Source organism: Nonomuraea coxensis DSM 45129 (assembly GCF_019397265.1).
GTDB classification, from domain to species: Bacteria; Actinomycetota; Actinomycetes; order Streptosporangiales; family Streptosporangiaceae; genus Nonomuraea; species Nonomuraea coxensis.
Window position 1 is genome coordinate 4,720,300 of record NZ_CP068985.1, and the last position, 22,941, is coordinate 4,743,240.

Sequence of the window (22,941 nt, forward strand, 5' to 3'; positions counted from 1 at the left end):
CTGAGCGGGTTCAGCCGGTCGGGTGGAGGCGGACGCAGCAGTGCTCGGGTGCGGGCTCCAGGCGGGCGGTGACGTCCGTCGCGGCCAGCCCTTCGAGCAGGCCGGTCAGCAGGCACAGGTTCATGCCGCAGACCATCGCGGTGTGCTGCCGGGCCAGGCTGTGGAAGGGGCAGTTGACCAGGGCGATGGCGTCGCCGGTCGCGCGCGGCTCGAAGCCGAGGGCCTCCAATGCCTGGACGAGGCCGGTACGGGTGCCCCGCGCCGGAGCGTCGCGGCCGAGGTCGCGGCCCAGCTCGCGGGCGCGGCGGTCGAGCACGTCGCGCGGCGGCTCCCCCGACGTCTGGGCCTCCTGGAGGGCGTCGGCGAGCAGGTGGGCGGCCATCTCGTAGTGCCGGTCCGGCAGGGAGACGGCGATCTGCCCGGGCGCGCGGCGGTAGAGCTTGGAGGGACGGCCGGCGCCGGGGCCGGTGCGGCCGGTGCGGCGCTGGTAAACGGCTTCGAGCAGCCCTTCGGCGACCAGTTTGTCGAGGTGGAAGGAGACGGTGTTGCGCGGCGTCTGCAGGGCGTCGGCGGCCTGGTCGCGGCTCACGGGAGCGGGCTGCCGTACCACGAACTCGTACAGGCGGCGCCGGGTCGGCTCGTCCAGCGCCGCGACGGCGGAGATGCGTGCTTGCCATGCGCCGTTGACCTCGCCCATTTCTAAAACCCACTTCTGTTGACTGAATCACCGGCCACCTTCTAATGTTAACGAAACTAGTCGATAGAAAAAGGGGATGGCGTGATGCGGGACGCATGCGACGATCGCGGGCGGGCAGCGTGAGCGAGACCCTCGCGCCTCCGGCCGCCGCCCCCGACCAGCAGCACCGGCGCCTGCGAGTGGTCCGCAGCGGCGGCGGCGTGGACGTCGAGGCCGCGCGGCAGGCGGTGGCCGACCTGCTGACCGCGCTGGGCCGGGACGCGGAGTCCGAGCACCTGGCCGACACACCCAGGCGGGTCGCGCACGCGTACGCCGAACTGCTGGCGCCGCGCGAGTTCAACCTGACGACCTTCCCCAACGAGGAGGGGTACGACGAGCTCGTGCTGGCCCGCGACATCCCGGTGCTTTCGTTGTGCGAGCACCACCTGCTGCCGTTCCAGGGCGTGGCACACGTGGGCTACCTGCCCGGCGACCGTATCCTGGGGCTGTCGAAGCTGGCCCGCGTCGTCGAGCTGTTCGCCCGCGACCTGCAGGTGCAGGAACGGCTGACCAAGCAGGTCGCCGACTGGTTGCAGCAGCACCTGGAGCCCAAAGGGGTCGGCGTGGTGATCGAGGCCGAGCATCTGTGCATGTCGATGCGCGGCGTACGCGTGCGTGGGTCCCGCACGGTGACCTCCGCCCTGCAGGGGCTGCTGCGCGAGGACCCGCGCTCCCGGCAGGAGTTCTTCGCGCTGTCCGGGGTCCACTGAGGCAGGTACGTCCAGCCTCCCTCACACCGACGCGTTGCCGACGAACAGACAGGAGATCGACGATGCCCGCCACTTTTGTGATCGCCGGAGGCGGACTCGCCGCGGCCAAGGCCGCCGAGGCCCTCCGCGCCGAAGGCTTCGACGGCGCGATCATTCTCGCGGGACGCGAGCCGCACCTGCCCTATGAGCGGCCCCCGCTGTCGAAGGGCTACCTGCAGGGCAGCGACGAACGGCAGAAGATCTTCGTGCACGACGCGGACTGGTACCGCGACCACGCCGTGGACCTGCGCACCGGAGTGTCGGTCACGGGCATCGACCCGGCCACGCACCACGTGACGCTCTCCGACGGCGAACGCCTCCGCTACGACAAGCTCCTGCTGGCCACCGGCGCCGGCCCGCGCCGCCTGACCGTCCCCGGCCACGACCGCGACAACGTGCTGTACCTGCGTACCGTGGACGACTGCGAGCGGCTGCGCGCCACCCTGTCCGCCGCCGGCCGCATCGCCGTCATCGGCGCGGGCTGGATCGGCCTGGAGACCGCCGCCGCCGCCCGCGCGGCCGGGGTCGAGGTCACCGTGATCGAGCAGGAGCGGCAGCCGCTGCTCGGCGCCCTCGGCCCCGAGATCGGCGCCGTCTTCGCGGACCTGCACCGCGAGCACGGGGTCGACCTGCGGCTCGGCGCCCGCCTTGCCGAGATCACCGGGGCCGGCGTACGCCTGGCCGACGGCACCCCCATCGACGCGGACGCCGTGGTGGCCGGCATCGGCGCCGTCCCCGACACCGAACTGGCCGCCGCCGCGGGCCTGACGATCGACAACGGCGTCAAGACCACCGCCGACCTGCGCACCAGCGACCCCGACATCTTCGCCGCCGGCGACGTCGCCAACGCCTACCACCCCCGCCTGGGCCGGCACGTCCGCGTCGAGCACTGGGCCAACGCGCTCAACCAGCCCGCCGTCGCCGCCCGCGCCATGCTCGGCCGAAAGGCCGCCTACGACGAGCCGCCCTACTTCTTCACCGACCAGTACGACCTGGGCATGGAGTACCTCGGCCACGTCCCGCCCGGCGTTGCCCATGATGTCGTCATCCGCGGCGATGTGGCTGGTCGGGAGTTCCTCGCCTTCTGGCTGCGCGACGATGACACCGTGGCCGCGGCGATGAACGTCAACATCTGGGACCAGGGCGACCAGCTCAAGGCCCTCGTCCTGTCCGGCTCCCCCGTGGACCGGGGCACGCTGGCCGATCCCACGGTGCCGCTGGACGGGCTGGGCGGTCCGGGCCGCCCTCTCAGCTGACAGGGCAGAGAGGCGGGGCGGTGCCGGAGGCGTACGTGAGGAAGCCGACCAGGTAGGGGTAAGGCCGGAATACGAGCGAAACGTGCCACATGGCCCTCGCCGCCCGGCAGGTTACGCGAGCGCGGAACCGAGTGCGGGCGCCCGGCAGTGCGGGGCGTGCGCCTTGATCTGCCGGGCCAGGGCGAGCGCCGCCTCGAACTGCGGGCGCACCTTGACCCGAGAGAAGATCTTCTCGGAGAAGATCGTCTCGCGCGGAATGCCCTGCTCGGCGAGTGCGTCCAGTTGCGACTGCAGTTCCTGGGTGCGGGCGGAGCAGCGGGCGTAGCCGGCTCTCACAGAGGGAAAGTTGACCACTGGCGGCGGATCCTAGCCGAGGTGTGCTGACGCTGAGCGGGTGTTCTCGAACGGCGATCTTCACGGTCGTCGGTGACCTTGTTCAGTTGGCCTGGTCTCACAAGAGGTGAGGTTTCAGCTTAGGTGGAGATGCCATGAGTGAAGGTCAGGATCCACGGCGAGATCCGCGCTGAGGAGATGCGCCTGCTGGACGGTGAGCGCAGGCTCGCGGCGACCAGAACCGGGCTGCCCGGTCATGCCGCCGCCGGCAGGCCGTGACGACGTACGCCTGGTCCAGGGTTTGCGCGGCGGAGGCGGTTCGACTTCGGGTGGCTGTCCCACCGTGGCGTGTTTTTCCTGGTCAGCCGTCTGGTCATCATGGTCACGGTGGCGTATTTATCCGCTGCCGTGATTATCCCGATGGCGACGGCGATCGCGGTCGCTGTGGCGCCGAGGCCACCTCAAGGGGCGGGGACCGACGGAAGGGGGCCCAGATCGCGGATGACCCCGGCCAGGGCCCGGATGAGCTCGCTCTCAGCCTCGCTCCGCCACACCAGCGCGTACGACAGCGGCTCCATATCGGTGACCGGCAGGTAGGCGATGTCCGGCCGTACCCAGTAGCGGGTGACGTGGGCGGGGAAGAACACGACAAACCCGTCCATGCTGGCGAGGGTCATGGCCTCTTCCGCGTCCCGCACCACGGGACCGCGCTCGATCTGACGGCCTCGCCGGGTAAGGCGCGGGGCGTAGGCGTCGTACCAGTAGCCGGGCCCGGTGTCGGCGTGCGGGTGCTGGTAGTCGGAGGCCATCTCCAGCGAGACCGACGCGCGCTGGGCGAGCTGGTGGTCGGTGGCGACGGCCAGCACGCGCTGCTCGGCGAACACGACCGGCCCCACGGTGAGGTCGGGTTCGTCGACGGGGAGCCAGCTCACCAGGACGTCGATGTCTCCGCGCCGCAGCGCGGGAAAGGCTTCCCCCACCTGTGCTTTGTGGACGCGCAGCTTCCACAGCGGGTGGCGCAGGCGGAAGACGTCCCAGTAGGGGCGAAGGTCATGGGCGTTGAGCGGGAGCATGCCGACCCGCAGGACGCCGGTGATGCCCTGGCCGGCGAGCTGGGCGCGTTCCATGCTGTCCTTCAGCCCGGCATACAGCGGCCGGAGGTCGTCCCGGAGCTGCCGCCCGACCTGTGTCAGCCGGACCGTGCGGTTGTTGCGCTCGAACAGCGGAGCACCGACCTGCCGTTCCTGCTTCTGGATCGCCTGGGTGACCCGAGCGGGTGACAGGCACAGCCGGGTGGCGGTGCGGCCGAAGTGCAGTTCCTCGGCCAGGGTCAGGAAGATCTCGATGTCCCGCAGTTCCACGCCTGACCTGCTCCGTTCACTCCCACTGAAGGTGATCTTTCGGTGTTCGTCGTTGTTTCGGGTGTTCACCGTACTTGATCCTCGATGCGTACGATTTCGCCTGGTCGAGGGAGCACGTGGATGGACGTCCTGGTTTGCGGTGCCGGCGTCGCCGGGGCCGCACTGGCGTACTGGCTGCGCCACCACGGGCTCACCCCGACCGTGGTGGAGCGCGCCCCGCGGGCGCGCGCGGGCGGGTGTGCGGCGGGCCTGCGCGGCGAGGCGCTGGACCTGCGGCTGGGTGATGCGGCGATGGCGGACGAGTACGCCGCGCGGCCCGTGGCGGTCCGTGCGGGCGACCTGGAGATCCTCAGGGACGACCTGGCCGGCCTGCTGTACCAGGCCACCCGCCGGGAGGTCGAGTATGTCTTCGGCGACTCGATCGCCACACTGGAGCAGACGGTCGGCGACGTGCGGGTCACCTTCGACCGGGGCCGGCCGCGGCGCTCGGCACTCGCGGCGGCGCCCGAGCCCGGGCTGCGCTGCACTTCGCCTCCGGGCCGCTGGCCTACGACCGCGATGACGCCGGGCAGCACCGCTGGTTCTCGGGCCGGGTGGTGCTGCTCGGGGACGCCGGGTACTGTGCGGCGCCGGCCTCGGGTCGCGGCGCCTCCCAGGCGTTGATCGGCGCCTACATCCTGGGGCGCCGACCAGTTCTTCCTGGGCACGCCTCCGCAGAAGGGGCTCGATCGCACGACGGCGGCCCGCCCGCGCCTGATGCGGCTCAAGGACTATGTTCCCGGCTTCGCCGCGGAGCGGCCTTCACCCGGCTGGGCCGCCCGCTGACCTGGCGCTGCCGTGTCAGCGGCGGCGTCAGGGCGGCGACGGCCCGATGTCGGGCCCATTCGCGAGGGTGAATGCACGAACGCCGGATCGGAACGGAACCGGCGGACCAATCATGACGACAAGGAGACAAGGATCATGGCAATCGGCGGAAACGGCTTCTCTGAGCAGGGGCTGCGCAGGCTGCGTGAGGTGCTGGCCCGGCATGTCGATTCGGGGAAGATCCCCGGGCTGGTGGCCCTGGTCAGCCGGGGCGGCCAGACGCACGTGGAGGCGCTGGGCACGATGCGGCATGACGGTGGCGCGCCGATGCGCCGGGACACGATCTTCCGGATGGCGTCCACGTCCAAGCCGGTGTCGATCGCGGCGGCGATGGTGCTGCTGGATGAGTGCCGGCTGCGGCTGGACGACGTGGTCGACCCGTGGCTGCCGGAGCTGTCGGGCCGGCAGGTGCTCAGGAGCATCGACGCCGGGCTGGACGACACGGTGCCGGCCCGCCGCCCGATCACCGTGCGGGACGTGCTGACCTCCACGTTCGGCCTGGGTATGGACATGACCGCGCTGGGCACCCCGATCCTGAACGCCGTCTTCGAGCGGGGGCTGACGCCGAACCTGCCGGCCGAGGTGCCCGAGCAGGACGAGTGGATGCGCCGCCTGGGCGAGCTGCCGCTGATGCACCAGCCCGGCGAGCAGTGGCAGTACCAGATCAGCAGCGACCTGGCCGGCGTGCTGGTGTCCCGGGTGACCGGCCAGAGCTTCGGGGAGTTCCTGCGTGAGCGCATCTTCGAGCCTCTGGGCATGGCCGACACCGGCTTCCACGTGCCCGCCGACCGGATCGACCGGCTGCCTGCCCTGTATGCCCCCGACCCGGCCACGGGTGAGTTCCTCGTGTGGGACGAGCCCGCCGGCGGCCGGTGGAGCAAGCCGCCGGCGTTCCAGGGCGGCGGTGGCGGCCTGGTCTCCACCGCCGACGACTATCACGCCTACTTCCGGATGCTGCTCAACGGCGGGGTTCACGAGGGCCGGCGGATCCTGTCGCGGCCGGCGGTGGAGCTGATGACCACCAACCGGCTCACCCCGGAGCAGAACGCCGCCCGCACCGCGCTGGCCCGCAACGCCGTGCACATCTCCTTCGGCCAGGGCCAGCAGGGCGGCTGGGGCCTGGGCATGGCGGTGCGCACCTACCGCGGCGACTACGCGCCCGTCGGCCAGTTCGGCTGGGATGGCGGCAGCGGCACCTCCGCCTACGCCGACCCGGCCAACCAGCTCACCGGCATCCTGCTCTGCCAGCTCGGCTACACCGTGCCGGACCCGGCCCACCTGATGAGCGACTTCTGGACCACCGTCTACCAGGCCATCGAAGACTGATGCAAGGAGTGAGTGTCATGCGTGTCTGGTTCATCACGGGCGCGTCCAGAGGGCTGGGCAGGGCGTTCGCGGAGGCTGCGCTGAGCAGGGGAGATCGCGTCGTGGCCGCGGCCCGCGACATGGCGCCGCTGGAGGGCCTGCGGGCCCGCCATCCCGACACCCTGGCGTGCGTTCCGCTCGACGTCTCCAACCGCGCCGCGGTGCACGAGGGTGTGGATCGGGCGGTGGCCGCGTTCGGCAGGCTCGACATCGTGGTCAACAACGCCGGCGCGATGTTGTACGGCATGGTCGAAGAGGCCACGGAGACCCAGATCCGAGCCCACTTCGACGTCAACGTCCTCGGGCCGATCTGGGTCACCCAGGCCGTGCTGCCCCACCTGCGCGCCCAGGGCTCGGGCCACATCCTCCTGGTGACGACGATGGGCACGGGCGGCGGGATGGCCTCGGCCGGCCTGTACGCGGCCGGCAAGTCGGCCATCGACTCCCTCGGCCAGGCGCTGGCCATGGAGGTCGAACCCTTCGGCGTCAAGGTCACCATCGTCCAGCCGGGCGGCTACGACACTGGTCTGTTCACGATCGGCACGACGGCCACCACGCCCGACCCGGCGTACGACCCGCTGCGGGCGAAGCTGACCGAGATGTGGGGCGACGAAGCGGGTCCCGACCCGAGCACGGCCGCGCCGGTCGTCATGCGGCTCGTGGACCTGCCCGACCCGCCCCTGCGGCTGATCGTCGGCAGCCGGTCCTTCGATCTGGTTCAGCAGATGAACCAGGCCAGGGCCGAAGAGTACCGCGCCTGGGAACACCTCAGCCGCCTGGCACCCGGCTGACAACTCCGTCCCGATTCGCGCGTTCCGACGCGACGAACGACACGATCGAAAGGTCATAGATGATGAAGCACCACGATGCCGCCCGGCCCGCGGAAGAAGACCTGCGAGAAGAGCGGCCGGCGGGGGACGCCGACGTGATCGTCGTGGGGGCCGGTCCGACGGGTTTGATGCTGGCCGCCGAGCTGTGCCTGGCCGGAGTGCGGCCGCTGGTGCTGGAACGACAGCCCCGCCCCCGCGACACCCCCAAAGCCGGGGGCCTGGGCGGGCAGATCCTGGAGCTGCTGCGCTACCGGGGCTTGCTGGAACGTTTCGAAGCGGCCTGCACCGGCCCTGCGCCGGCTCCCCGGTTCCCGTTCGGCGGCGTACACCTGGATTTCACCCAGCTGCCGGATCCCCCGATGCACGCCCTGCCGCTGCCGCAGCAACTGCTCGAGCGGCTGCTCGGCGAACGAGCAGGAGAACTCGGCGTCGACCTCCGCCGAGGACACGAGGTGACCGCGGTAAGCCAGGACGACGACGCGGTCACCGTGGACGTGCGCGGCCCGGACGGCCCTTACCGGACGAGCACGCGGTACCTCGTGGGGTGCGACGGCGCGCGCAGCCACATCCGTGGCTGGGCCGGCATTCCGTTCCCCGGCACCACCTATCCCGAGGTCAACCGCCTGGCCCAGGTCACCCTGCCCCACACGGTCACCGTTCTGGGCAACGGCGATCTCGACATCCCCGGCTTCGGCACGATCCGCGCCGGTTTCACCCGCACGAACCATGGCCTGCTCGGCGTCGGCTCCTCACCCGGCACCCAGTCCGTCTCCCTCTACACCGTCGAGGACGAGACCACCGAATACGACGACGACGTCCCCATGACCCTGGCCGAATTGCAGGACAGCGTCCACCGCGTGCTCGGCGCACACCTGCCCCTGGCCGGATCGACCCGGCTGTCCCGGTTCACCTTCAAAGCCCACCAGGCCGAGCGATACCGTGCCGGTCGCATCCTGCTCGCCGGCGACGCGGCACACCTGTTCCCCGCCACCGGAGTGGCGCTCAACGCCGGCATGCTGGACGCGGTCAACCTGGCCTGGAAGCTGGCCGCCGACCTCCACGGCACGGCCCCGGCCGGCCTGCTGGACACCTACCACACCGAACGTCACCTGGCCGGCGCCCGTACCCTGCTGCATACCCGAGCACAGGTAGCACTGCGGCGGGGGCACGACGCGGCCGCCGAAGCACTCCGCGACGTCTTCACCGAACTGCTCACCGACGAGCAGCCGCTACGCCGGATGGGAGCCCTCGTCGCCGGAACCGACATCCGCTACCCGATGCCCGGCTCCCACCACCACCCGCTGACCGGCACCTTCGCCCCCGACCTCACCCTGCACACCGACCAGGGCGTCACCAGCGTCGCCGACCTCCTGCACACCGCCCGGCCCGTCCTCCTCGACCTGGCCGGCCGCCCAGAGCTCCGCCAGATCGCCCGGGACTGGCGGCATCTCCTCGACGTCCACACCGCCAAGACCGACGATCGGCCGGCTGACGCGCTGCTGATCCGCCCGGACGGCCACGTCGCCTGGGCCGCCGGCCTCGACGAATCCACGGACAGCGCCGTGCCCCCGCTGCGCGAGGCACTCTCCGCATGGTTCGGAACGCCGTGAAACAGAGGGAATTGAGACATGACCAGTAGATTCACCGAGTTGGCCGTCGACTGCCACGATCCGGAGAGACTCGCGGCCTTCTGGTGCGCGGTCCTGGACTTCAAGGTGATCGACCGGAACGAGGGCAAGGTCGAGATAGGCTCCTGGGAGCCGACCATCGAGGAAGTCCGGGCCCGTCAGATGCCGCCCACCCTGGTGTTCATTCAGGTGCCCGAGGACAAGACCGTGAAGAACCGGCTCCACCTCGACATCAGCCCCATTGACGGCAGCACCGACGACGAGGTGACCAGGCTGCTGGGCCTCGGCGCCACCAAGAGAGACGTGGGCCAAGGCCCAGACCGAAGCTGGGTGGTCATGGCCGACCCCGAGGGCAACGAGTTCTGCGTCCTGCGCACCCTGGCGGTGACGCGCCACGGTGGTCATGAAGACCCGCCCGGCCACGATCAGTACCAGGGGGTCCCAGGTGGTGTCGTGGCCCAGGCTGATCAACGGCACCAGTAGGTCCAGGCAGTACATGAAGGGGTCCAGGCCGGGTACTCGTCGGCCTGGACCGGGCACACGCCCGCACGTCGCGCAGGAGAAGAGGGCTGTGCCAGCCAGAAGCCGACGGTGATGTCCTGCAGCAAACTCCATGCCTGCCAGGTCCGTCCGCGCATGTGTGGTGCGGTGCGGCACTTCTCCCGCAGCACCGGCCGGCTCCCTACGGTGGATGGCGGGGAGTGTCAGCGTTCGATCATCTGCCTCTCCTGCTCGTTGTGGTCCGCGCCGGCGGCTGGGCGAACAGGGCACGAAGCCGATGCCCAGCTCGCGCACGGCCGGCAGCAGCTCCGCCGCTACGGCGGCTCTCGGACCTGATCGGCGCGCCGGCCGGTTCCGCGTCCGGGGTGGCCGTTGTCATGCGGAAGAACGATCGTCGGTGCCGGAGCCATCGGGGCGAGGCCGAGGCCGGCGAGCGCCTCCGCGCCGCGCTCGGCATGCTCCCCGCCGGCGAGCACCATGGTCCGTGCGGACTGGTAGCGGCAGCCGGCGGCGTCGAACGCCTTCGCGGTGGCGAGCAGCGCCTCCTGGTCGCCGTTCAGCAGGGCTTCGGCTCGCTCCACGATGGCGGCGCAGACCGGGTTGCCGACCACGACGGCCCCGGCCTCGGCCACTCGGTCGCGAGCGCCGGGGCTCCCGTCGAGCACGGCGGCCTCGGCGCGCAACGCGACATACCAGTGGTGCCAGATCCAGGTCACCCATTTCCACACCTGCCCCGGCTCGGGGCCCATCCGCCGCAGGGCCTCCCGCGCCTGCCCGCGGTGCAGGAGGAGCATCGCGTCGAAGACCGCACCGTAGCCGTGGAAATACTCCGGCGGGGCGCCGAGCTGGTTCAGGACCTGCTGCCACTCGCGCCGGGCCTCATCGTCGCCGCGAAGGCCGTGGATCATCGCCACCCCGGCCACCGCAGGGCCGAGCCCCGACCGGGCGGGGCTGCCCGCCCCCCGCCACGCGCTGAGGAGCCGGATGCTGCCGGTGAGCACCTCACCGGCGTCGCCCGCCAGCGCGTCGACCATCAGCGGAGCGCGGTGACCGACCTCCGCCAGCGACGGATGCTCGGCGAGCCGGCGGGCCCAGCGGCGGGCGCCCGGCAGGTCCCCCACGCCGAGTTCGGCCTCGGTGACCATGCCGAGCGCGTCGATCAGCTCCAGGGTGCCGGTCGGCGAGTCGGGCACCGGCGACAGGAGCGTGATCCGGCGCCTGGCGGTGGCCGCGGCGGCGAACGTCTCGCCGGCCCAGCTCTGAGCGGAGGCGAGCGCGTCGAGTGCGGCCGACTCGGCGAGCGGGTCGCCGGTCCGGCGGGCCAGCTCGACCGCCCGCCCGGCGTAGGCCATCGTCTCCGGCACGGCATTGCCGGGCGGCCCCTGCACGGCGCCGAACGCGTCGGCGAGCACCGCGGCCTCGGCCAGGGCGACCGCGGCCCGCGCCGCCGGATCGTCGCCCGCCAGTCTCCGCGCCTCCATGATGAGCGCGAGCGCCTCCTCCCCTGAAGGGTGGCGCACGAACCTGGGCGAGAACCGGAACGCGGCGGTGGCGGCGGTCGCCAGGTCGGCGGCGGCGCCGGCGGTGTCGCCGGACCCGCGGGCGGCCTCCGCTGCCGCGCGATGAAGGCGGTACATGTCATCACCGACCGTCCGGCAGCCGGCGACCGCCGCGGCCTGCCGGAGCATCGGCGCGCTGTCGGCGGGGTCGATCGCGAGTTCGGCCGCCTGCTCGTAGTGCCGCTGCGACTCCCCGACCAGATGACGGGTGAAGGTCAGCTCCGCCAGGTGCCGGGCCAGCTCGTAGGCGTCCTTGCGCAGCTCCGGCCGGCCGGCCGCCCACGCCAGGGCCGCGCGGAGGTCGTCGGCCACCAGGTCGAACCGGGCGCGCCAGTCCGGTTGCGGCGATGCCAGGGCGGCGGCCTTGGCCAGGCACCAGCGGAGGTGCCTGGACCGGGCCTCGGCCAGCTCACCGGCCTCGGCGAGCCGTTCGGTCCCGTACTGGCGGATGGTCTCCAGCGCCCGGTACTCCGTACCGCGTGGGGTGGTCGTCACCACCAGCAGGCTCTGTTCGGCGAGCCGGGCCAGGAGGTCGACGACCAGATTTTCCTCCGTCCCGGTCACCTCCGCCGCCGCGGCGGCGGTGAACGGCGCCGCGAAGACCGACACCCGGCGCAGCAGCGCCCGGTCGGCCGGTTCCAGCAGGGCATGGCTCCAGTCCAGCGCCGCCCGCACCGACCGGTGCCGCTCGTCGGCGCGGGAGCCGCCGGTGAGCATCCGCAGCGGGTGGGACAGAGCGGCGGTGATGCCGTCCAGCCCGAGCATGGGATACCGGGCGGCGGCCAGCTCGATCGCCAGCGCCATACCGTCCAGCCGCTCACAGATCGCAGCGACCTGCTCGCGCAGCGGAGAATCGAGCGGCCGGCCGGCCGCCGCCGCCCGCTCCATGAACAGCGCGACCGCGTCCGAGTCGCCGTCGGCGGCCAGCGACAGCGGCGGGACCGGGTACACCCGCTCGAACGGCACCATCAGCCGCGCCCGGCTGGTCGCCAGCACCGTCACGGCGGGGCAGGCCGTCAGCAGCCGCTCAAGGAACAGCGCCACCCCGTCCACCACGTGCTCACAGTTGTCCAGCACCAGCAGGACGTGACGGTCGGCCAGCGCGGCGACCACGGACGCGGTCATGTCGCGGCCGGGCCGTTCGCCGAGGCCGAGCGCTCCGGCGACGGCGGTCGCGACCAGGTCGGGATCGGTGACCGGGACCAGGTCGACGAACCACACCCCATCGGCGTACTCGCCGGCCGCCTGCGCGGCGACGGCCAGCGCGAGCCGGGTCTTACCCACCCCGCCGGGGCCGGTCGCGGTCACCTGCCGGTGTGCCCTGATCCTGCCGGCCAGCTCGGCCCGCTCGCTCACCCGGCCGACGAACGAGGTCAGCGTGGCCGGCAGCACCGGCGCGGGACGAGACGTTCCCGCGCCGGCCGGCTCGGGGGCACGCCGAGCCAGTGCACGCCGGTCCGGCACCTCCAGCTTGCGCAGCAGCGAGGAGACATGACTCTCCACGGTACGTACCGAGATGAGCAGGCGGGCCGCGATCTCGGCGTTGCTGAGATGGGCTCCGACCAGTTCCAGCACCTCGGCTTCCCGAGGTGAGATCTCCGCCGCTGTCCCCACCGCGCCAGTCTGCCGCATTCCCGCCTTATCCCATCCGTGCCGTCGATCAGTGCCGTCGATCAGTGGCCGCGTTCCGTGGCCGCCACGGATGCGGCCGGGCCAGGCCGGGAGGAAGGCTGTGCACGTGGCCGTGCCCGGCCCCGCGCCCCAGCTCGACCAGACCTCTGAGAAAGGCAGTGACAGAACATGAACGTGCACGTCAGCGACGACCCGCTCGGCGTCAAGGACATGAAGCTGCAGACCAGGAAGCGCGGAATCAGGTTCACGCTCAACGGCGTGCTCTGGTCGCTCCAAGCGTTGTCCGGCTTCTTCTTCGTCGGCAGCGGCTTCGGCAAGGTGCTGCTGTACGACGAAGTCCTGTACGCGGCAGCGCCCCAGGCTGTGGCTTGGTACGCCGCGGTGTCGCAGCCCCTGATCGTCTTCATCGGGATCTGTGAGGTGCTGGGCGGCGTCGGCCTGATCCTGCCGGCGATGACGAGGGTCAGACCGATGCTGACGCCGCTCGCCGCCGCCGGCCTGACGCTGACGATGATCCTCGCGGCCGGTTTTCACATCGTGCGCGGCGAGTACGAGCTGGTGCCCGCGAACCTCCTGCTGGGAGGCGTCTCCGCGTTCATCGCGGCCGGACGGTGGAAGACGAGACCCGTCGCACCCGCGACCCTGACCACCTCACGCGCACTCGCGTCGTTCGCGGTCCTCGGCGCACTGGCCCTGCTGGCCTGCGCCCCGACGTGGTACACGATGACCGACGCGCGCTTCTGATCGTCCCGGACGGCATGGGCCTCGTCGAGGGCGACAGACGACCGCATGGAGGCCCCGGCGGGGGATCTCACGGTCGCGTCCCGGCGAGGTCGTTGGCGGCGATGTAGCCGAACGTCATGGCCGGGCCGATCGTCGAGCCGGAGCCGGCGTAGCTGTGGCCCATGACCGCGCCGCTGGCGTTGCCGGCCGCGTACAGGCCGGGGACCGCCGAGCCGTCCGCCCGCAGGACGCGGGCGCGGGCGTCGGTGCGCAGGCCGCCCTTCGTGCCCAGATCACCGGGGACGATCTTGAAGGCGTAGAAGGGCGGCAGCCAGAGCGGCGCCAGGCACGGGTTGGGCCGCACGTACGGGTCGGCGTAGTAGTGGTCGTAGGCGCTGTCGCCGCGGTGGAAGTCGGGGTCCCGTCCGGTCAGGGCGAACCCGTTGAAGCGGGTGACCGTGGCGCGCAGGGCCGCCTCGGGCACGCCGATCTTCCGGGCGAGCTGCTCGATCGTCGGGGCCCTGAACAGGGCGCCGCTGTCGTACCAGGAGTCGGGGAAGGGCAGCAGCGGGGCGAGGTCCTTGAACAGGTACTTGTTGCGGTACTGCTGGTCGATGATCAGCCAGGCGGGGATGTGCGGGTCGGACGGGGTGTTGCGGTCGTACATGACGTGCACGACGTCGCTGTAGGGGGCGGCCTCGTTGACGAAGCGGCGGCCGCTGCCGTTGACGATGACGCAGCCCGGCAGCGTACGTTCGGCCAGGCAGAAGTACGGCTCGCCGGGCAGCGGGATCACCGGCCCCCACCAGGCGTCGTCCATCAGGTCCAGGGCAGCCCCGGCCCGCTCACCGGCCTCGATGCCGTCGCCGGTGTTCTCCTTGGCGCCGACGGTCCAGCTCGTCCCGATGGGCTGGCGCTGGAACTCGGCGCGCATGGCGGCGCTGTGCTCGAACCCGCCCGACCCGACGATCACCCCGCGCCTGGCCCTGACCAGCCCGGCCGAGGTGACCACGCCCGCGACCCGGCCGTTCTCGACGTGCAGATCGAGCAGCGGGGTGTTCAGCCACACGGGGACCCCGGCCGCCAGCAGTCCGGCCCGCAGTCCCCCGGCCAGCGCCTGGCCCATGGTGAGCGGCTTCTCGCCGCGCAGCGCGGCCTGCGTGCCGCGCAGCAGGCACGCGGCCGACACCGCCGCCCCTTGCGGGTTGACCAGGGCGAGCGTCAGCCATTTGTAGTCGGCGCTGAAGACGACCATGCCCGCCGGGGTCGGGATGTACGGCGGGTTGAGCCGGGCCAGCTCCGGCCCGAGGAGGTTGCCGTCGAACTGGTCGGGCTCGATGGAACGCCCGCCCGGCATGCCGCCGGGGAACTCCGGATAGTAGTCGGAGTAACCGTCCATGAACCGGAAGCGCAGCGGGCTGTTGCGCATCACGAACGAGATCATCTCCGGTCCCGCGGCGAGGAACGCCTGCTGCCGCTCCACCGGGACGGCGCCGCCCACCACGCGGGCGAGGTAGGCGGCGGCCTTGGCCGGGGTGTCCGGCACGCCGGCGTCGAGGATCACCTCGTTGCACGGGATCCAGATGCCCGCTCCCGACCGGGCCGCCGACCCGCCGAACGTCGGCGCCTTCTCCAGCACGACCGTGCTCAGTCCGCGCTTGGCGGCGGTCAGGGCCGCGGTCATCCCGGCGGCTCCCGAGCCGACCACCACCACGTCGTAGTCGGCGTCGGCGTAGGCCAGGTTCTGGCCGAGGGCCGTGCCGGTGACCATGATCCCGCCCGCGATGAGCAGGGAACGGCGGCTGCGTCCGCGAGGGGTGAGGTCGTCGGAGGCCGGTACGGCAGGTCGCATCGGTGATCCCTTCGGACAGGGGCGAGCCGGTCGGCCCACCCGCCGAAGGCGAGCATGCGCTTGGTTGGTTTCCCTGTCAACGCCCCCGGGACACCGGCGCGCCGGCTGTCACTCGCGCGGCCTGGATCAGTGCGTCGAACGCGCGCTCTTGCAGGTTGAGGAGGACCTCCTGGCCGCCGCGGTCGGACGCCTTCTTCGCAAGGATCCTGACCTCCAGCCCGCCGCCGGTGCCGCGCCGTCGATGGCGCTCAGGTCCTCCATCAGCGCTCCTTTCCCGGCCTCGAGATGCGGTGAGCCGGTCGGCAGCGGCATGCCCGCCGACGCCACGGAGCGCACGCAGAGCGGCTGCCACCCTTTTCGGATTGTTGCGCGCCACCAGAAAATAGGACTACAGTCCGCTTACATGGAGGAGCTGGAGATGCTGGGCGCGCGGCCGCCCAAGGAGCGCGCGGACGCGGCCCGTAACCGGCGTAAGGTGCTGGCCGCCGCGGCCAGTCTGTTCGCCGAGAAGGGCGTGGAGTCGGTCTCCATGGACGCGGTCGCCGCGGCGGCCGGGGTGGGCAAGGGCACGCTCTTCCGCCGCTTCGGCGACAAGTCGGGCCTCGCGGCGGCGCTGCTCGACGAGCGTGAACGCGACCTGCAGCAACGCATCCTGTCCGGCCCGCCGCCGCTGGGACCGGGAGCGCCCGCCCGCGACCGGCTGGCCGCCTTCTTCGCCGCCTACCTGGAGTACGTGCTCGGGCACCTGGACCTGGTCAGGATGTCCGAGACCGCCAGCCCCGGCGCCAGGTTCCGCATCGGCGCCTACCGGTTCTGGCATCGCCACGTCGCCATTCTGCTGGCCGAGGCCCGTCCGGACGCCGACGCCGAGCCGCTGTCCCACGCCCTCCTGGCGGCCGTGAGCGCGGAGGTGGCGGGGGTCCTGCGGGCCGAGTACGGCGCCGGCCGCGCCGCCGCCGCCGTCACCTGCCTGGTGGAGTCGGTCTCTCACCAGCCGCGGGTGGCCCACGATTCCAGGTGAGGGCGTTCCTCCGCGACCGTCGTGCCAGGGCCGTGTCCGGGGTGGACGCGGCCCGTCCCCGGCAGGTCCAGCAGCCGGCGCGCGTGGTCGCCGCGCATGTGCGGAATCCGGCAGTTGGTGGTGAGCACCCCCACCGCCACCCGCTCGGGCACGAGCCCGCCGCTCACGGGGCCGCGCGCTTGAGCTCTGGACGGCGCCTGCCGCGACCGGCGACGCGGCGGGACCGCAGCCGCAACCCTCGTCGCCGAGAGCCGTCAGAAGTTCTTGGCCAGCTCTCGGGCGTGCGCCTCGGCCTGCCGGCGCGTCTCGTCGCGGTCCCCGGTGAGCATGGGGTGGAAGCGGATCTCGCTGATGTCGGTCAGGCCGGTCCAGCGCAGCCAGTCGGTGAAGTACGTGGACTGGAAGTCGCTGCCGAACTCCGGGCCGAGCCCCGGCCCCCACACGGCGCTGGTGTAGACGACGGCGACGCGGGTGCCGCGCCCCTCCAGCAGGTGGCTGTAGCCCTTCTCCGGGTCGACGCCGAAGATCCAGCCGGGCTGGCTGACGACGTCGATGAGCTGCTTGAGCACGTACGGCACCGACCCGTTCCACATCGGGACGCTGAACAGCAGCCGCTCGGCGGAGGCGAAGCGCTCGAACGCGCGCCGGGCGGCGGCCCACGCCGCGGCCTCCTCGCCCTGCGGCTCGCCGCCGCCGAAGACGGTCATCTTGGCGCGCGCGCCGGCGGCGAAGTCGGGCACGGAGCCGTCCCACAGGTCCCAGTGCTCGATCTCGTCGCTCTCGTGGGCGTCGCGGTAGGCGTCCGTGAACGTGCGGGCGATGCGCAGCGAATCGGAGTTCTCGCCGCGCGGGGAGGCGGAGATGTGCAGGAGCTTCGGCATGGGAGCACCTCTTCCTCGACAGTATCGGACCGTGGTCCGGTTAGTTGCGAGAACTATATGGACCACGGTCCGGTTACGTCAAGCGGTCAGATGCGGGTCCAGCGCTGGTTGGCGGCGCCGCTGCAGGACCAGATCTGGAGCCTGACGCCGTTGGCCGTGGAGTAGTTGGGCACGTCCAGGCATTTGTTCGCGCCGATCGCGGTGATGCTGCCGTCGGCGTTGAAGCGCCACTGCTGGTTGTTCTGGCCGTTGCAGTCCCAGATCAGCACCTGGGTGCCGTCGGCGGTGCCGCGGCCGGACACGTCCAGGCACTTGCCGCCGAAGACCCGCAGCTCGGCCGCGCCGGTGGCCTCCCAGCGCTGGTTGGCCTGGCCGTTGCAGTCGTAGATCTGCACCGGCGTGCCGTTCGTCTGCGAGGCGCCGGACACGTCGAGGCAGCGGCCCGACCCCACGCCCCTGATCGCGCCGGCCGTGGAGCCGGGGTCTCCGGGCTCGCCGATGCTGCCGGGCGCCGACTGCAGCGCGGCGTACCAGGCGGCGGCCATCTTGTCGTAGCCGCCGGCGGTGGGGTGGACGCCGTCGATCAGGTCGGCGGTGGTGAGCTTGCTGTGCATGTCGACCAGGTGGACGCGCTTGCCGGCGCTCACCTTGCTCTGGACGATGCCGGGGATCGCCGCGTTGAAGGCGCGGGCGGCCGACTCCTGGCCGGCGTTGGACAGCGGGATGATCGTCGCGACGAAGACGTCCGCGTTCGGCACGCCCGCGGTGATGCGGTCGATCAGCGTGGACAGCCGTTGCGGCGCGCCGGCCAGGTTGTAGTTCTGCAGGACGTCGTTGGTGCCGAGATGCAGCAGCACCGTGCGCGGCGTGTACGAGCGCAGCCAGCCGGAGATGTTCGCGTCGATCTGGTCGATCCGCCAGCCCGGATGGCCCTCGTGGTCGTGGTCGCCGAGGCCGGCGGGCCCGTTGAACTGCGAGCCGACGAAGTCGACCGTGTACCGGCCGCCGAGCAGGCGCTGCCACAGCCCGATCCGGTACCCGCCCGGCACCTGGGTGCCCTCGGTGATGGAGTCGCCGAGCGGCATGACCCGCGTCCCGCCGTTGGACTCGGCGGCGGCGGTCCCCGTCCCCGTCGCCATGGCGGCCACGACGAGTGCCAGTGCCGTGAGCGCGGCGGCGCAGCGGCGTCTCCAGGCGCGCGGGCCCGCCGTCCGGGCAGGGGCCGAATCGATTGGGGTCAAGGGAACCTCCCGACGTGTTGTTAGCGTTAACATTTCGCCGCCCAATGCGGCGCTCCTTACGTGAGGGCTGCTGGGGCGGTGGTGTGTGGCGGAGCAAATACCTCGCGGCGGCATCCGTCAAGCGCCCGCCCCCACCTGTGACGGCCCTGCCGGCCCGCCGGGACGCCCTCACCAGGCATGAACCGGTTACGGGCGCGCGGCGGCGTTCGATGAAACGTTCACGCCGCGGCGGCCGGTCGTCGAACCGATTCACTGATGGCTTGACAGCGTTCGTGGTGGTTTTCACACTGAGCCGCAAGGCGGCCCCCGCCTGCCGGCGTCGGCGGCGACCGCGCCGACGGCAGCTACGTCGCGCTGCGCTCCCCCTCCACCTCGGACTACAGCGTCGTCGTCGATACGATGGACGCCGCCGCGGCCCAGCAGCTCAACCTGCCCTCACCGGCGGCCTGACCACCGGCACGGTCCACGTCTGGGCGACCAACGTCAACTTCTCGAACCCCGCCGACCACTTCGTCCGCGCCGCCGGCCTGAACGCCTACTGTCACCGACGTCGGCGCCTGGCAGATCCAGCGCAACACCATCGACGCCAACCTCACGACACTGTGCAGCGGCTCGGCCGCCGCCCTGGGCACCGGCCGCCGGCACACCCCGGCGAGGGGCATGAGGGCCATTCCTCGGATGGTCGGGAGGTGTGTGCCGTCGGCATCGGCGGGGCGATGGCTTCGCCCGCGCGTCCCCCACACCCTAGAGCGCAGTCTCGCCCCCTCGGCACAGTGTCAAGGCCGGCATGAGGACAACCGGCTATCTGTGAACGATAGGTGGCCTTTGGGGGCGGGCGGCCGGCGGTTATGAAGTCGCTGGACGCCTGGCACCGGTCGCTACGTCAGGTCAGTGACACGCTGGTGGCCATTCATCAGATGTACGGCTCAGTCCCGCACAACGCCGTGCTGCTGATCCCGGCCGCCGAACCACTGCTCCTCGACCTGGAGGACGCGGAGGATACCGGGGAGGGGGGAGCGCCCAGCCCGGAATGATGGCCGACACGAGCACGACGCTGCGCGGCCGACGTCCCGAATAGCCTCCTCCCTGCAGCGCAGTGCAGGGCGGGTGTGTCCAGGGTTTTCACCCCTGGACACACCCGCCCAGAACAGCGGCGATAGGGCGCGCCGCCCGCAGGGCACGCATGAACCTCTCATCGGCGGAGCCGGCACCGAAGTGCCGGCAGTCGCCGATCCTTCAGCCCTTGAAGGCACCGTCCATGATCCCGGCAACCATGCGCCTGCCGACGAAGACGAACAGCACGAGCAGCGGCAGCGTGGCCAGGAACGAGCCCGACATGGCCAGGCCCAGGTCGACCACATAGTTGTTCTGCAGCGCCTTGATCGCGATCTGGGCGGTGTACATCTCGGGTGACTTCAGGACGATGAACGGCCACAAGAAGTCGTTCCAGGCGGTGACGAACCCGAGCAGCCCCAGCACGAACGCGGCCGGCCGCACCAGCGGGAACGCGATCCGCCAGAAGATCTGCCAGGTGGTCGCCCCGTCGATGCGCGCGGCCTGGAGGATCTCGTCACTGATGGTGGTGGACAGGTGCTGACGCATCCAGAAGATGCCGAACGCGCTGGCCAGCCCCGGCACGATGAGCGCCTGCAACGTGTCCACCCATCCCAGCGACGAGATGATCATGTATTGCGGGATGACAGCGAGCTGGGTCGGCACGGTCATGGTCAGCACGACGACGAGGAACAGCGCGTTCCGGCCGCGGAAGCGCAGCTTGGCGAAGGCGAACCCGGCCAGCGAGCACAGCACGGCGTGCCCCACGCCGATCGAGCCGGCCACGATGACGCTGTTGATGATCGAGCGGACGAACGGCACGGTCGAGAACACCAGCCCGGCCAGGTGGAAGAAGTTCCCGCCGGGGATGATCTCCGGCGGCATCCGGGTGGCGGCCGCGGTGTCCGTCGTGGCCACCACGAACATCCAGTACAGCGGGAACACGCAGGCCAGCGTGGCCACCGCGAGCAGCAGATAGGTCCACCAGCGGACTCTGTCGGCCTTCTTCATCCTCGCTCCGGGCGGATTCGCGTGGACAGGACATAGTTGAGCGACGCGATGGCGATGATCAGTACGAACAGGGCCACGCCGATGGCGGAGCCGTAGCCGAACTGGAACTGGCCGAAGCCCTGCTCGTACAGGAAGAGCGTGAGCGTCTGGCACTGCCGGACGGGCCCGCAGGTCAGCGGCGAGGTGGTGGTGACGAGCAGCGGCTCGGTGAATATCTGCAGGCCGCCGATGGTGGAGGTGACGATCGTGAACACGATGACCGGGCGCAGCGACGGGATGGAGATGTGCCGGAACTGTTTCCAGGCGCCCGCGCCGTCCACCGCCGCGGCCTCGTAGATCGTCCGCGGAACGGCCTGCAGCGAGGCCAGGTAGAGCAGGGTGGTGTAGCCGAACCAGCGCCAGGCCACCATCACGGCGATCATGGTGTGGCTCCCCCACCCCGACTGCAGGAAGTCGATCGGCCCGACGCCGACGAGCCCGAGCAACCAGTTGAGCAGGCCGTAGTCGCGATCGAACATCTGGGCGAAGACGATCGTGGTGGCCGCCACCGAGGTGATGTACGGCACCAGCATCGACATCCGCCAGAACAGCGCGAGCCGCAGCCGCGCATGGTTGAGCAGGTGCGCCAGCAGGAGCGCGACCAGGAGCTGCGGCACGGTGGACAGCAGCCAGATGCTGATCGTGTTCCAGGCCGCGTTCCAGAACCGGGTGTCGCCCAGCAGCCGGGTGAAGTTGTCGAAGCCGACGAAGACGTGCTCGCCGATGGGGTTCCAGTCGAACAGCGCGACGTAGAACGTGAACAGCAGCGGGACGAGGCCGAAGATCGCGAAGATGAGGAAGAACGGGGCGATGTAGGCGTACGGCGCCAGCCGCTCGGACCAGTTCTGCCGCACCTGCGTCTCGGACTCGGGCCGTGCCTGCGGCGGGCTGACCGTCGTCGTCACGTCACTTGCCGATCGAGGTCTTGATGTTGGCCAGTGCCGTGTCCCACGCCTTGGCTGGATCGCCCTTGCCCTGTTCGACGTTGGTGATCGCGTTCAGGAACTCCTGGCCGATGGCGGCGCTGTCCGGGCCGATGAGGAAGGGCTTGAGCCCGAGCAGCGACTCGGTGTAGATCTTCCCGGTCGGCGCGTCGGAGAAGAACGGGTCCTTGCGGCCGAGGAGCTTCGGGTCCTGGTAGGCGGACGGGGTGGTGGGCAACGCGCCGGAGTCGACGAAATGATCGAGCTGGCCCTGCGGCGACTGGGTCTTGGAGATGTAGTCCCAGGCCGCCTTGGGGTTGGCCGCGCCCTTGGGAATGGCCAGGTAGCTGCCGCCCCAGTTGCCGGCGCCGCCGGGGATCTTGGCGACGTCCCACTTGCCCTTGGTGTCGGGGGCGTTGTTGCGGATCTGTTCGAGCAGCCACGACGGCGCGGAGATGACGGCGTAGTCGCCCTTGCTCATCGCCGCGCTCCAGCCGTCCTCGAAGGAGCTCAGCCTGGCGGTGATCCCGGACTGCGCCGTCTTGATCGCCAGGTCGAACGCCGTCTTGACCTGGGGGCTGGTGGCGTAGACGACATTGCCGGAGGGGTCGTAGTACTTCTGCGGCCCCTGGTTGACGGCCTGGTAGAAGACGCTGGTGGCGGCGTTGTCGACGAACGCCTTGCCGGTCGCGGCGGTGTACTTCTTGCCGGTCTCGATGAAGGCGTCCCAGGTCGGCCAGAGCTTGCTCACCTCGTCCCGGTCGGTGGGCAGGCCGGCCTGCTTGAACAGGTCGGTCCGGTAGGCGACGGCCATGCCGCCGACGTCGGTGGGAATGCCGATGATCTCGCCGGACCTGGCCGTGGACTGGCTGATCACCCAGTCCAGGTAGTCGCTCTTGATCTTGTCGGCGCCATACTGGCGCAGGTCCTGGAAGTTCTGCGGCTGCTGGACGAACTTGGGCAGGTCATCCCCCTGGATGAGCACCAGGTCGGGCACCTTGCCCCCGGCCAGCGCCGTGGTGAGCGCCTGCGCGGTCTCCGTCGAGCCGCCCACCTCGGTGAGCTTCACCTGCACGCCCGGATTGGCCTTCTGATAGTCCTCGACGGACTTCTTCTGGTTGATGCCGCTGAACGACCAGAACTCGAACGATTTGCCGTCGCCCGAGGGCTGGGCCGAGCCGCCGCCGCCTCCGCAGGCGGCGGTCAGGGCGAGAGCCGCGGCAAGAACGACCGGGGTGGTTCTACGGAGCTTCACAGGTGATCTCCCTCTGGGGGTCGGGAGCGGCGGGAGGGGACAGGCGACACGATCCCGAAACTTTTTCGTAATAGTTTCGATCGTTGCTGCCGGACCATATTCGCGAAGCTCGAAATTCGTCAAGAACC

Annotated in this window: 21 protein-coding genes; 10 read left to right on the forward strand and 11 right to left on the reverse strand. The window is 71.0% G+C overall.

What is annotated here, in order from left to right:
- Positions 1 to 10 precede the first annotated feature (10 nt).
- On the reverse strand, positions 11 to 697 hold the full coding sequence (locus Nocox_RS22185; protein WP_020545722.1) for a helix-turn-helix transcriptional regulator: 687 nt from the start codon (positions 695 to 697) through the stop codon (positions 11 to 13).
- 95 nt (positions 698 to 792) lie between these two features.
- Between Nocox_RS22185 and folE the strand changes: the two genes are divergently transcribed.
- Entirely contained in the window at positions 793 to 1,446 is a 654-nt protein-coding gene (gene folE, locus Nocox_RS22190; RefSeq protein ID WP_051112692.1) for a GTP cyclohydrolase I FolE, read from the forward strand.
- A 62-nt stretch (positions 1,447 to 1,508) separates the two neighbouring features.
- Positions 1,509 to 2,741: an NAD(P)/FAD-dependent oxidoreductase gene (locus tag Nocox_RS22195; protein WP_026214874.1), complete on the forward strand. Its 1,233-nt coding sequence runs from the start codon at positions 1,509 to 1,511 to the stop codon at positions 2,739 to 2,741.
- A 111-nt stretch (positions 2,742 to 2,852) separates the two neighbouring features.
- On the opposite strand, the gene Nocox_RS22200 is transcribed toward Nocox_RS22195, so the two are convergent.
- Both Nocox_RS22200 and Nocox_RS22205 read right to left on the reverse strand, forming a co-directional pair.
- Positions 2,853 to 3,077: a recombinase family protein gene (locus Nocox_RS22200; RefSeq protein WP_020545725.1), complete on the reverse strand. Its 225-nt coding sequence runs from the start codon at positions 3,075 to 3,077 to the stop codon at positions 2,853 to 2,855.
- A gap of 458 nt (positions 3,078 to 3,535) precedes the next feature.
- Positions 3,536 to 4,435, reverse strand: coding sequence for a LysR family transcriptional regulator (locus Nocox_RS22205; RefSeq protein ID WP_020545727.1), 900 nt, complete (start codon positions 4,433 to 4,435; stop codon positions 3,536 to 3,538).
- Positions 4,436 to 4,555: 120 nt separating this feature from the next.
- Here Nocox_RS22205 and Nocox_RS22210 point away from each other — a divergent pair, with 120 nt between their 5' ends.
- The 5 genes from Nocox_RS22210 (at position 4,556) to Nocox_RS22230 (ending at position 9,605) form a co-directional block, all read left to right on the forward strand.
- Complete coding sequence (locus tag Nocox_RS22210; RefSeq protein WP_026214875.1) at positions 4,556 to 5,098, forward strand: NAD(P)-binding protein; 543 nt, start codon at positions 4,556 to 4,558, stop codon at positions 5,096 to 5,098.
- 297 nt (positions 5,099 to 5,395) lie between these two features.
- Positions 5,396 to 6,625: a serine hydrolase domain-containing protein gene (locus tag Nocox_RS22215; protein WP_219495491.1), complete on the forward strand. Its 1,230-nt coding sequence runs from the start codon at positions 5,396 to 5,398 to the stop codon at positions 6,623 to 6,625.
- Positions 6,626 to 6,642: 17 nt separating this feature from the next.
- Complete coding sequence (locus tag Nocox_RS22220) at positions 6,643 to 7,455, forward strand: SDR family NAD(P)-dependent oxidoreductase (RefSeq protein ID WP_020545876.1); 813 nt, start codon at positions 6,643 to 6,645, stop codon at positions 7,453 to 7,455.
- Positions 7,456 to 7,514: 59 nt separating this feature from the next.
- Positions 7,515 to 9,104, forward strand: coding sequence for an FAD-dependent monooxygenase (locus tag Nocox_RS22225; protein WP_246649491.1), 1,590 nt, complete (start codon positions 7,515 to 7,517; stop codon positions 9,102 to 9,104).
- Positions 9,105 to 9,122: 18 nt separating this feature from the next.
- Complete coding sequence (locus Nocox_RS22230; protein WP_020545873.1) at positions 9,123 to 9,605, forward strand: VOC family protein; 483 nt, start codon at positions 9,123 to 9,125, stop codon at positions 9,603 to 9,605.
- 332 nt (positions 9,606 to 9,937) lie between these two features.
- On the opposite strand, the gene Nocox_RS22235 is transcribed toward Nocox_RS22230, so the two are convergent.
- Positions 9,938 to 12,796, reverse strand: coding sequence for an ATP-binding protein (locus tag Nocox_RS22235; RefSeq protein WP_246649492.1), 2,859 nt, complete (start codon positions 12,794 to 12,796; stop codon positions 9,938 to 9,940).
- 186 nt (positions 12,797 to 12,982) lie between these two features.
- Here Nocox_RS22235 and Nocox_RS22240 point away from each other — a divergent pair, with 186 nt between their 5' ends.
- A complete protein-coding gene (locus tag Nocox_RS22240) occupies positions 12,983 to 13,558 on the forward strand; it encodes a DoxX family protein (protein WP_020545871.1) in 576 nt (191 codons plus the stop codon).
- A 67-nt stretch (positions 13,559 to 13,625) separates the two neighbouring features.
- Here Nocox_RS22240 and kstD read toward each other — a convergent pair whose 3' ends face one another.
- Positions 13,626 to 15,389: a 3-oxosteroid 1-dehydrogenase gene (gene kstD / locus Nocox_RS22245; protein ID WP_020545870.1), complete on the reverse strand. Its 1,764-nt coding sequence runs from the start codon at positions 15,387 to 15,389 to the stop codon at positions 13,626 to 13,628.
- A gap of 403 nt (positions 15,390 to 15,792) precedes the next feature.
- On the opposite strand from kstD, the gene Nocox_RS22250 reads away from it, so the two are divergent.
- The gene (locus tag Nocox_RS22250) at positions 15,793 to 16,410 is read left to right on the forward strand and encodes a TetR/AcrR family transcriptional regulator (protein WP_020545869.1); all 618 of its coding nucleotides are present in this window, start codon (positions 15,793 to 15,795) and stop codon (positions 16,408 to 16,410) included.
- Here Nocox_RS22250 and Nocox_RS22255 read toward each other — a convergent pair.
- From Nocox_RS22255 to Nocox_RS43180, 3 genes are all read right to left on the reverse strand, one after another.
- The gene (locus Nocox_RS22255; protein WP_157383332.1) at positions 16,377 to 16,577 is read right to left on the reverse strand and encodes a hypothetical protein; all 201 of its coding nucleotides are present in this window, start codon (positions 16,575 to 16,577) and stop codon (positions 16,377 to 16,379) included. The two genes, Nocox_RS22250 and Nocox_RS22255, sit on opposite strands and share 34 nt — an antisense overlap.
- 87 nt (positions 16,578 to 16,664) lie before the next feature.
- Positions 16,665 to 17,291 (reverse strand): FMN-dependent NADH-azoreductase, encoded by a 627-nt coding sequence (locus Nocox_RS22260; protein ID WP_020545868.1) that lies wholly within the window; start codon positions 17,289 to 17,291, stop codon positions 16,665 to 16,667.
- Between the two features lie 86 nt (positions 17,292 to 17,377).
- Positions 17,378 to 18,532, reverse strand: a complete 1,155-nt coding sequence (locus Nocox_RS43180) for an SGNH/GDSL hydrolase family protein (RefSeq protein ID WP_246649493.1) — start codon at positions 18,530 to 18,532, stop codon at positions 17,378 to 17,380.
- Between the two features lie 848 nt (positions 18,533 to 19,380).
- On the opposite strand from Nocox_RS43180, the gene Nocox_RS22270 reads away from it, so the two are divergent.
- Positions 19,381 to 19,566, forward strand: a complete 186-nt coding sequence (locus Nocox_RS22270; protein WP_157383331.1) for a hypothetical protein — start codon at positions 19,381 to 19,383, stop codon at positions 19,564 to 19,566.
- Positions 19,567 to 19,768: 202 nt separating this feature from the next.
- Here the strand turns inward: Nocox_RS22270 and Nocox_RS22275 are convergent, their stop codons facing one another.
- From Nocox_RS22275 to Nocox_RS22285, 3 genes are read right to left on the reverse strand one after another with little or no spacing between them, the layout of a single operon-like run.
- Positions 19,769 to 20,596 (reverse strand): carbohydrate ABC transporter permease, encoded by an 828-nt coding sequence (locus Nocox_RS22275; RefSeq protein WP_020545864.1) that lies wholly within the window; start codon positions 20,594 to 20,596, stop codon positions 19,769 to 19,771.
- Positions 20,593 to 21,540 carry a carbohydrate ABC transporter permease gene (locus Nocox_RS22280; protein WP_020545863.1) on the reverse strand — a complete coding sequence of 316 codons (948 nt, stop codon included), beginning with the start codon at positions 21,538 to 21,540 and terminating at the stop codon, positions 20,593 to 20,595. Before Nocox_RS22280 ends, Nocox_RS22275 begins: the two co-directional genes overlap by 4 nt.
- Before the next feature lies 1 nt (position 21,541).
- Positions 21,542 to 22,813: an ABC transporter substrate-binding protein gene (locus Nocox_RS22285; RefSeq protein ID WP_020545862.1), complete on the reverse strand. Its 1,272-nt coding sequence runs from the start codon at positions 22,811 to 22,813 to the stop codon at positions 21,542 to 21,544.
- Positions 22,814 to 22,941 lie beyond the last annotated feature (128 nt).

Excerpts from the sequence above, each read along its gene's own strand:
- Nocox_RS22185 (WP_020545722.1), bottom strand. The coding sequence starts at position 697 with ATGGGCGAGGTCAACGGCGCATGGCAAGCACGCATCTCCGCCGTCGCG.
- folE (WP_051112692.1), top strand. The coding sequence starts at position 793 with ATGCGACGATCGCGGGCGGGCAGCGTGAGCGAGACCCTCGCGCCTCCG.
- Nocox_RS22195 (WP_026214874.1), top strand. The coding sequence starts at position 1,509 with ATGCCCGCCACTTTTGTGATCGCCGGAGGCGGACTCGCCGCGGCCAAG.
- Nocox_RS22210 (WP_026214875.1), top strand. The coding sequence starts at position 4,556 with ATGGACGTCCTGGTTTGCGGTGCCGGCGTCGCCGGGGCCGCACTGGCG.
- Nocox_RS22215 (WP_219495491.1), top strand. The coding sequence starts at position 5,396 with ATGGCAATCGGCGGAAACGGCTTCTCTGAGCAGGGGCTGCGCAGGCTG.
- Nocox_RS22220 (WP_020545876.1), top strand. The coding sequence starts at position 6,643 with ATGCGTGTCTGGTTCATCACGGGCGCGTCCAGAGGGCTGGGCAGGGCG.
- Nocox_RS22225 (WP_246649491.1), top strand. The coding sequence starts at position 7,515 with ATGATGAAGCACCACGATGCCGCCCGGCCCGCGGAAGAAGACCTGCGA.
- Nocox_RS22230 (WP_020545873.1), top strand. The coding sequence starts at position 9,123 with ATGACCAGTAGATTCACCGAGTTGGCCGTCGACTGCCACGATCCGGAG.
- Nocox_RS22240 (WP_020545871.1), top strand. The coding sequence starts at position 12,983 with ATGAACGTGCACGTCAGCGACGACCCGCTCGGCGTCAAGGACATGAAG.
- kstD (WP_020545870.1), bottom strand. The coding sequence starts at position 15,389 with ATGCGACCTGCCGTACCGGCCTCCGACGACCTCACCCCTCGCGGACGC.
- Nocox_RS22250 (WP_020545869.1), top strand. The coding sequence starts at position 15,793 with ATGGAGGAGCTGGAGATGCTGGGCGCGCGGCCGCCCAAGGAGCGCGCG.
- Nocox_RS22260 (WP_020545868.1), bottom strand. The coding sequence starts at position 17,291 with ATGCCGAAGCTCCTGCACATCTCCGCCTCCCCGCGCGGCGAGAACTCC.
- Nocox_RS22270 (WP_157383331.1), top strand. The coding sequence starts at position 19,381 with ATGAAGTCGCTGGACGCCTGGCACCGGTCGCTACGTCAGGTCAGTGAC.
- Nocox_RS22275 (WP_020545864.1), bottom strand. The coding sequence starts at position 20,596 with ATGAAGAAGGCCGACAGAGTCCGCTGGTGGACCTATCTGCTGCTCGCG.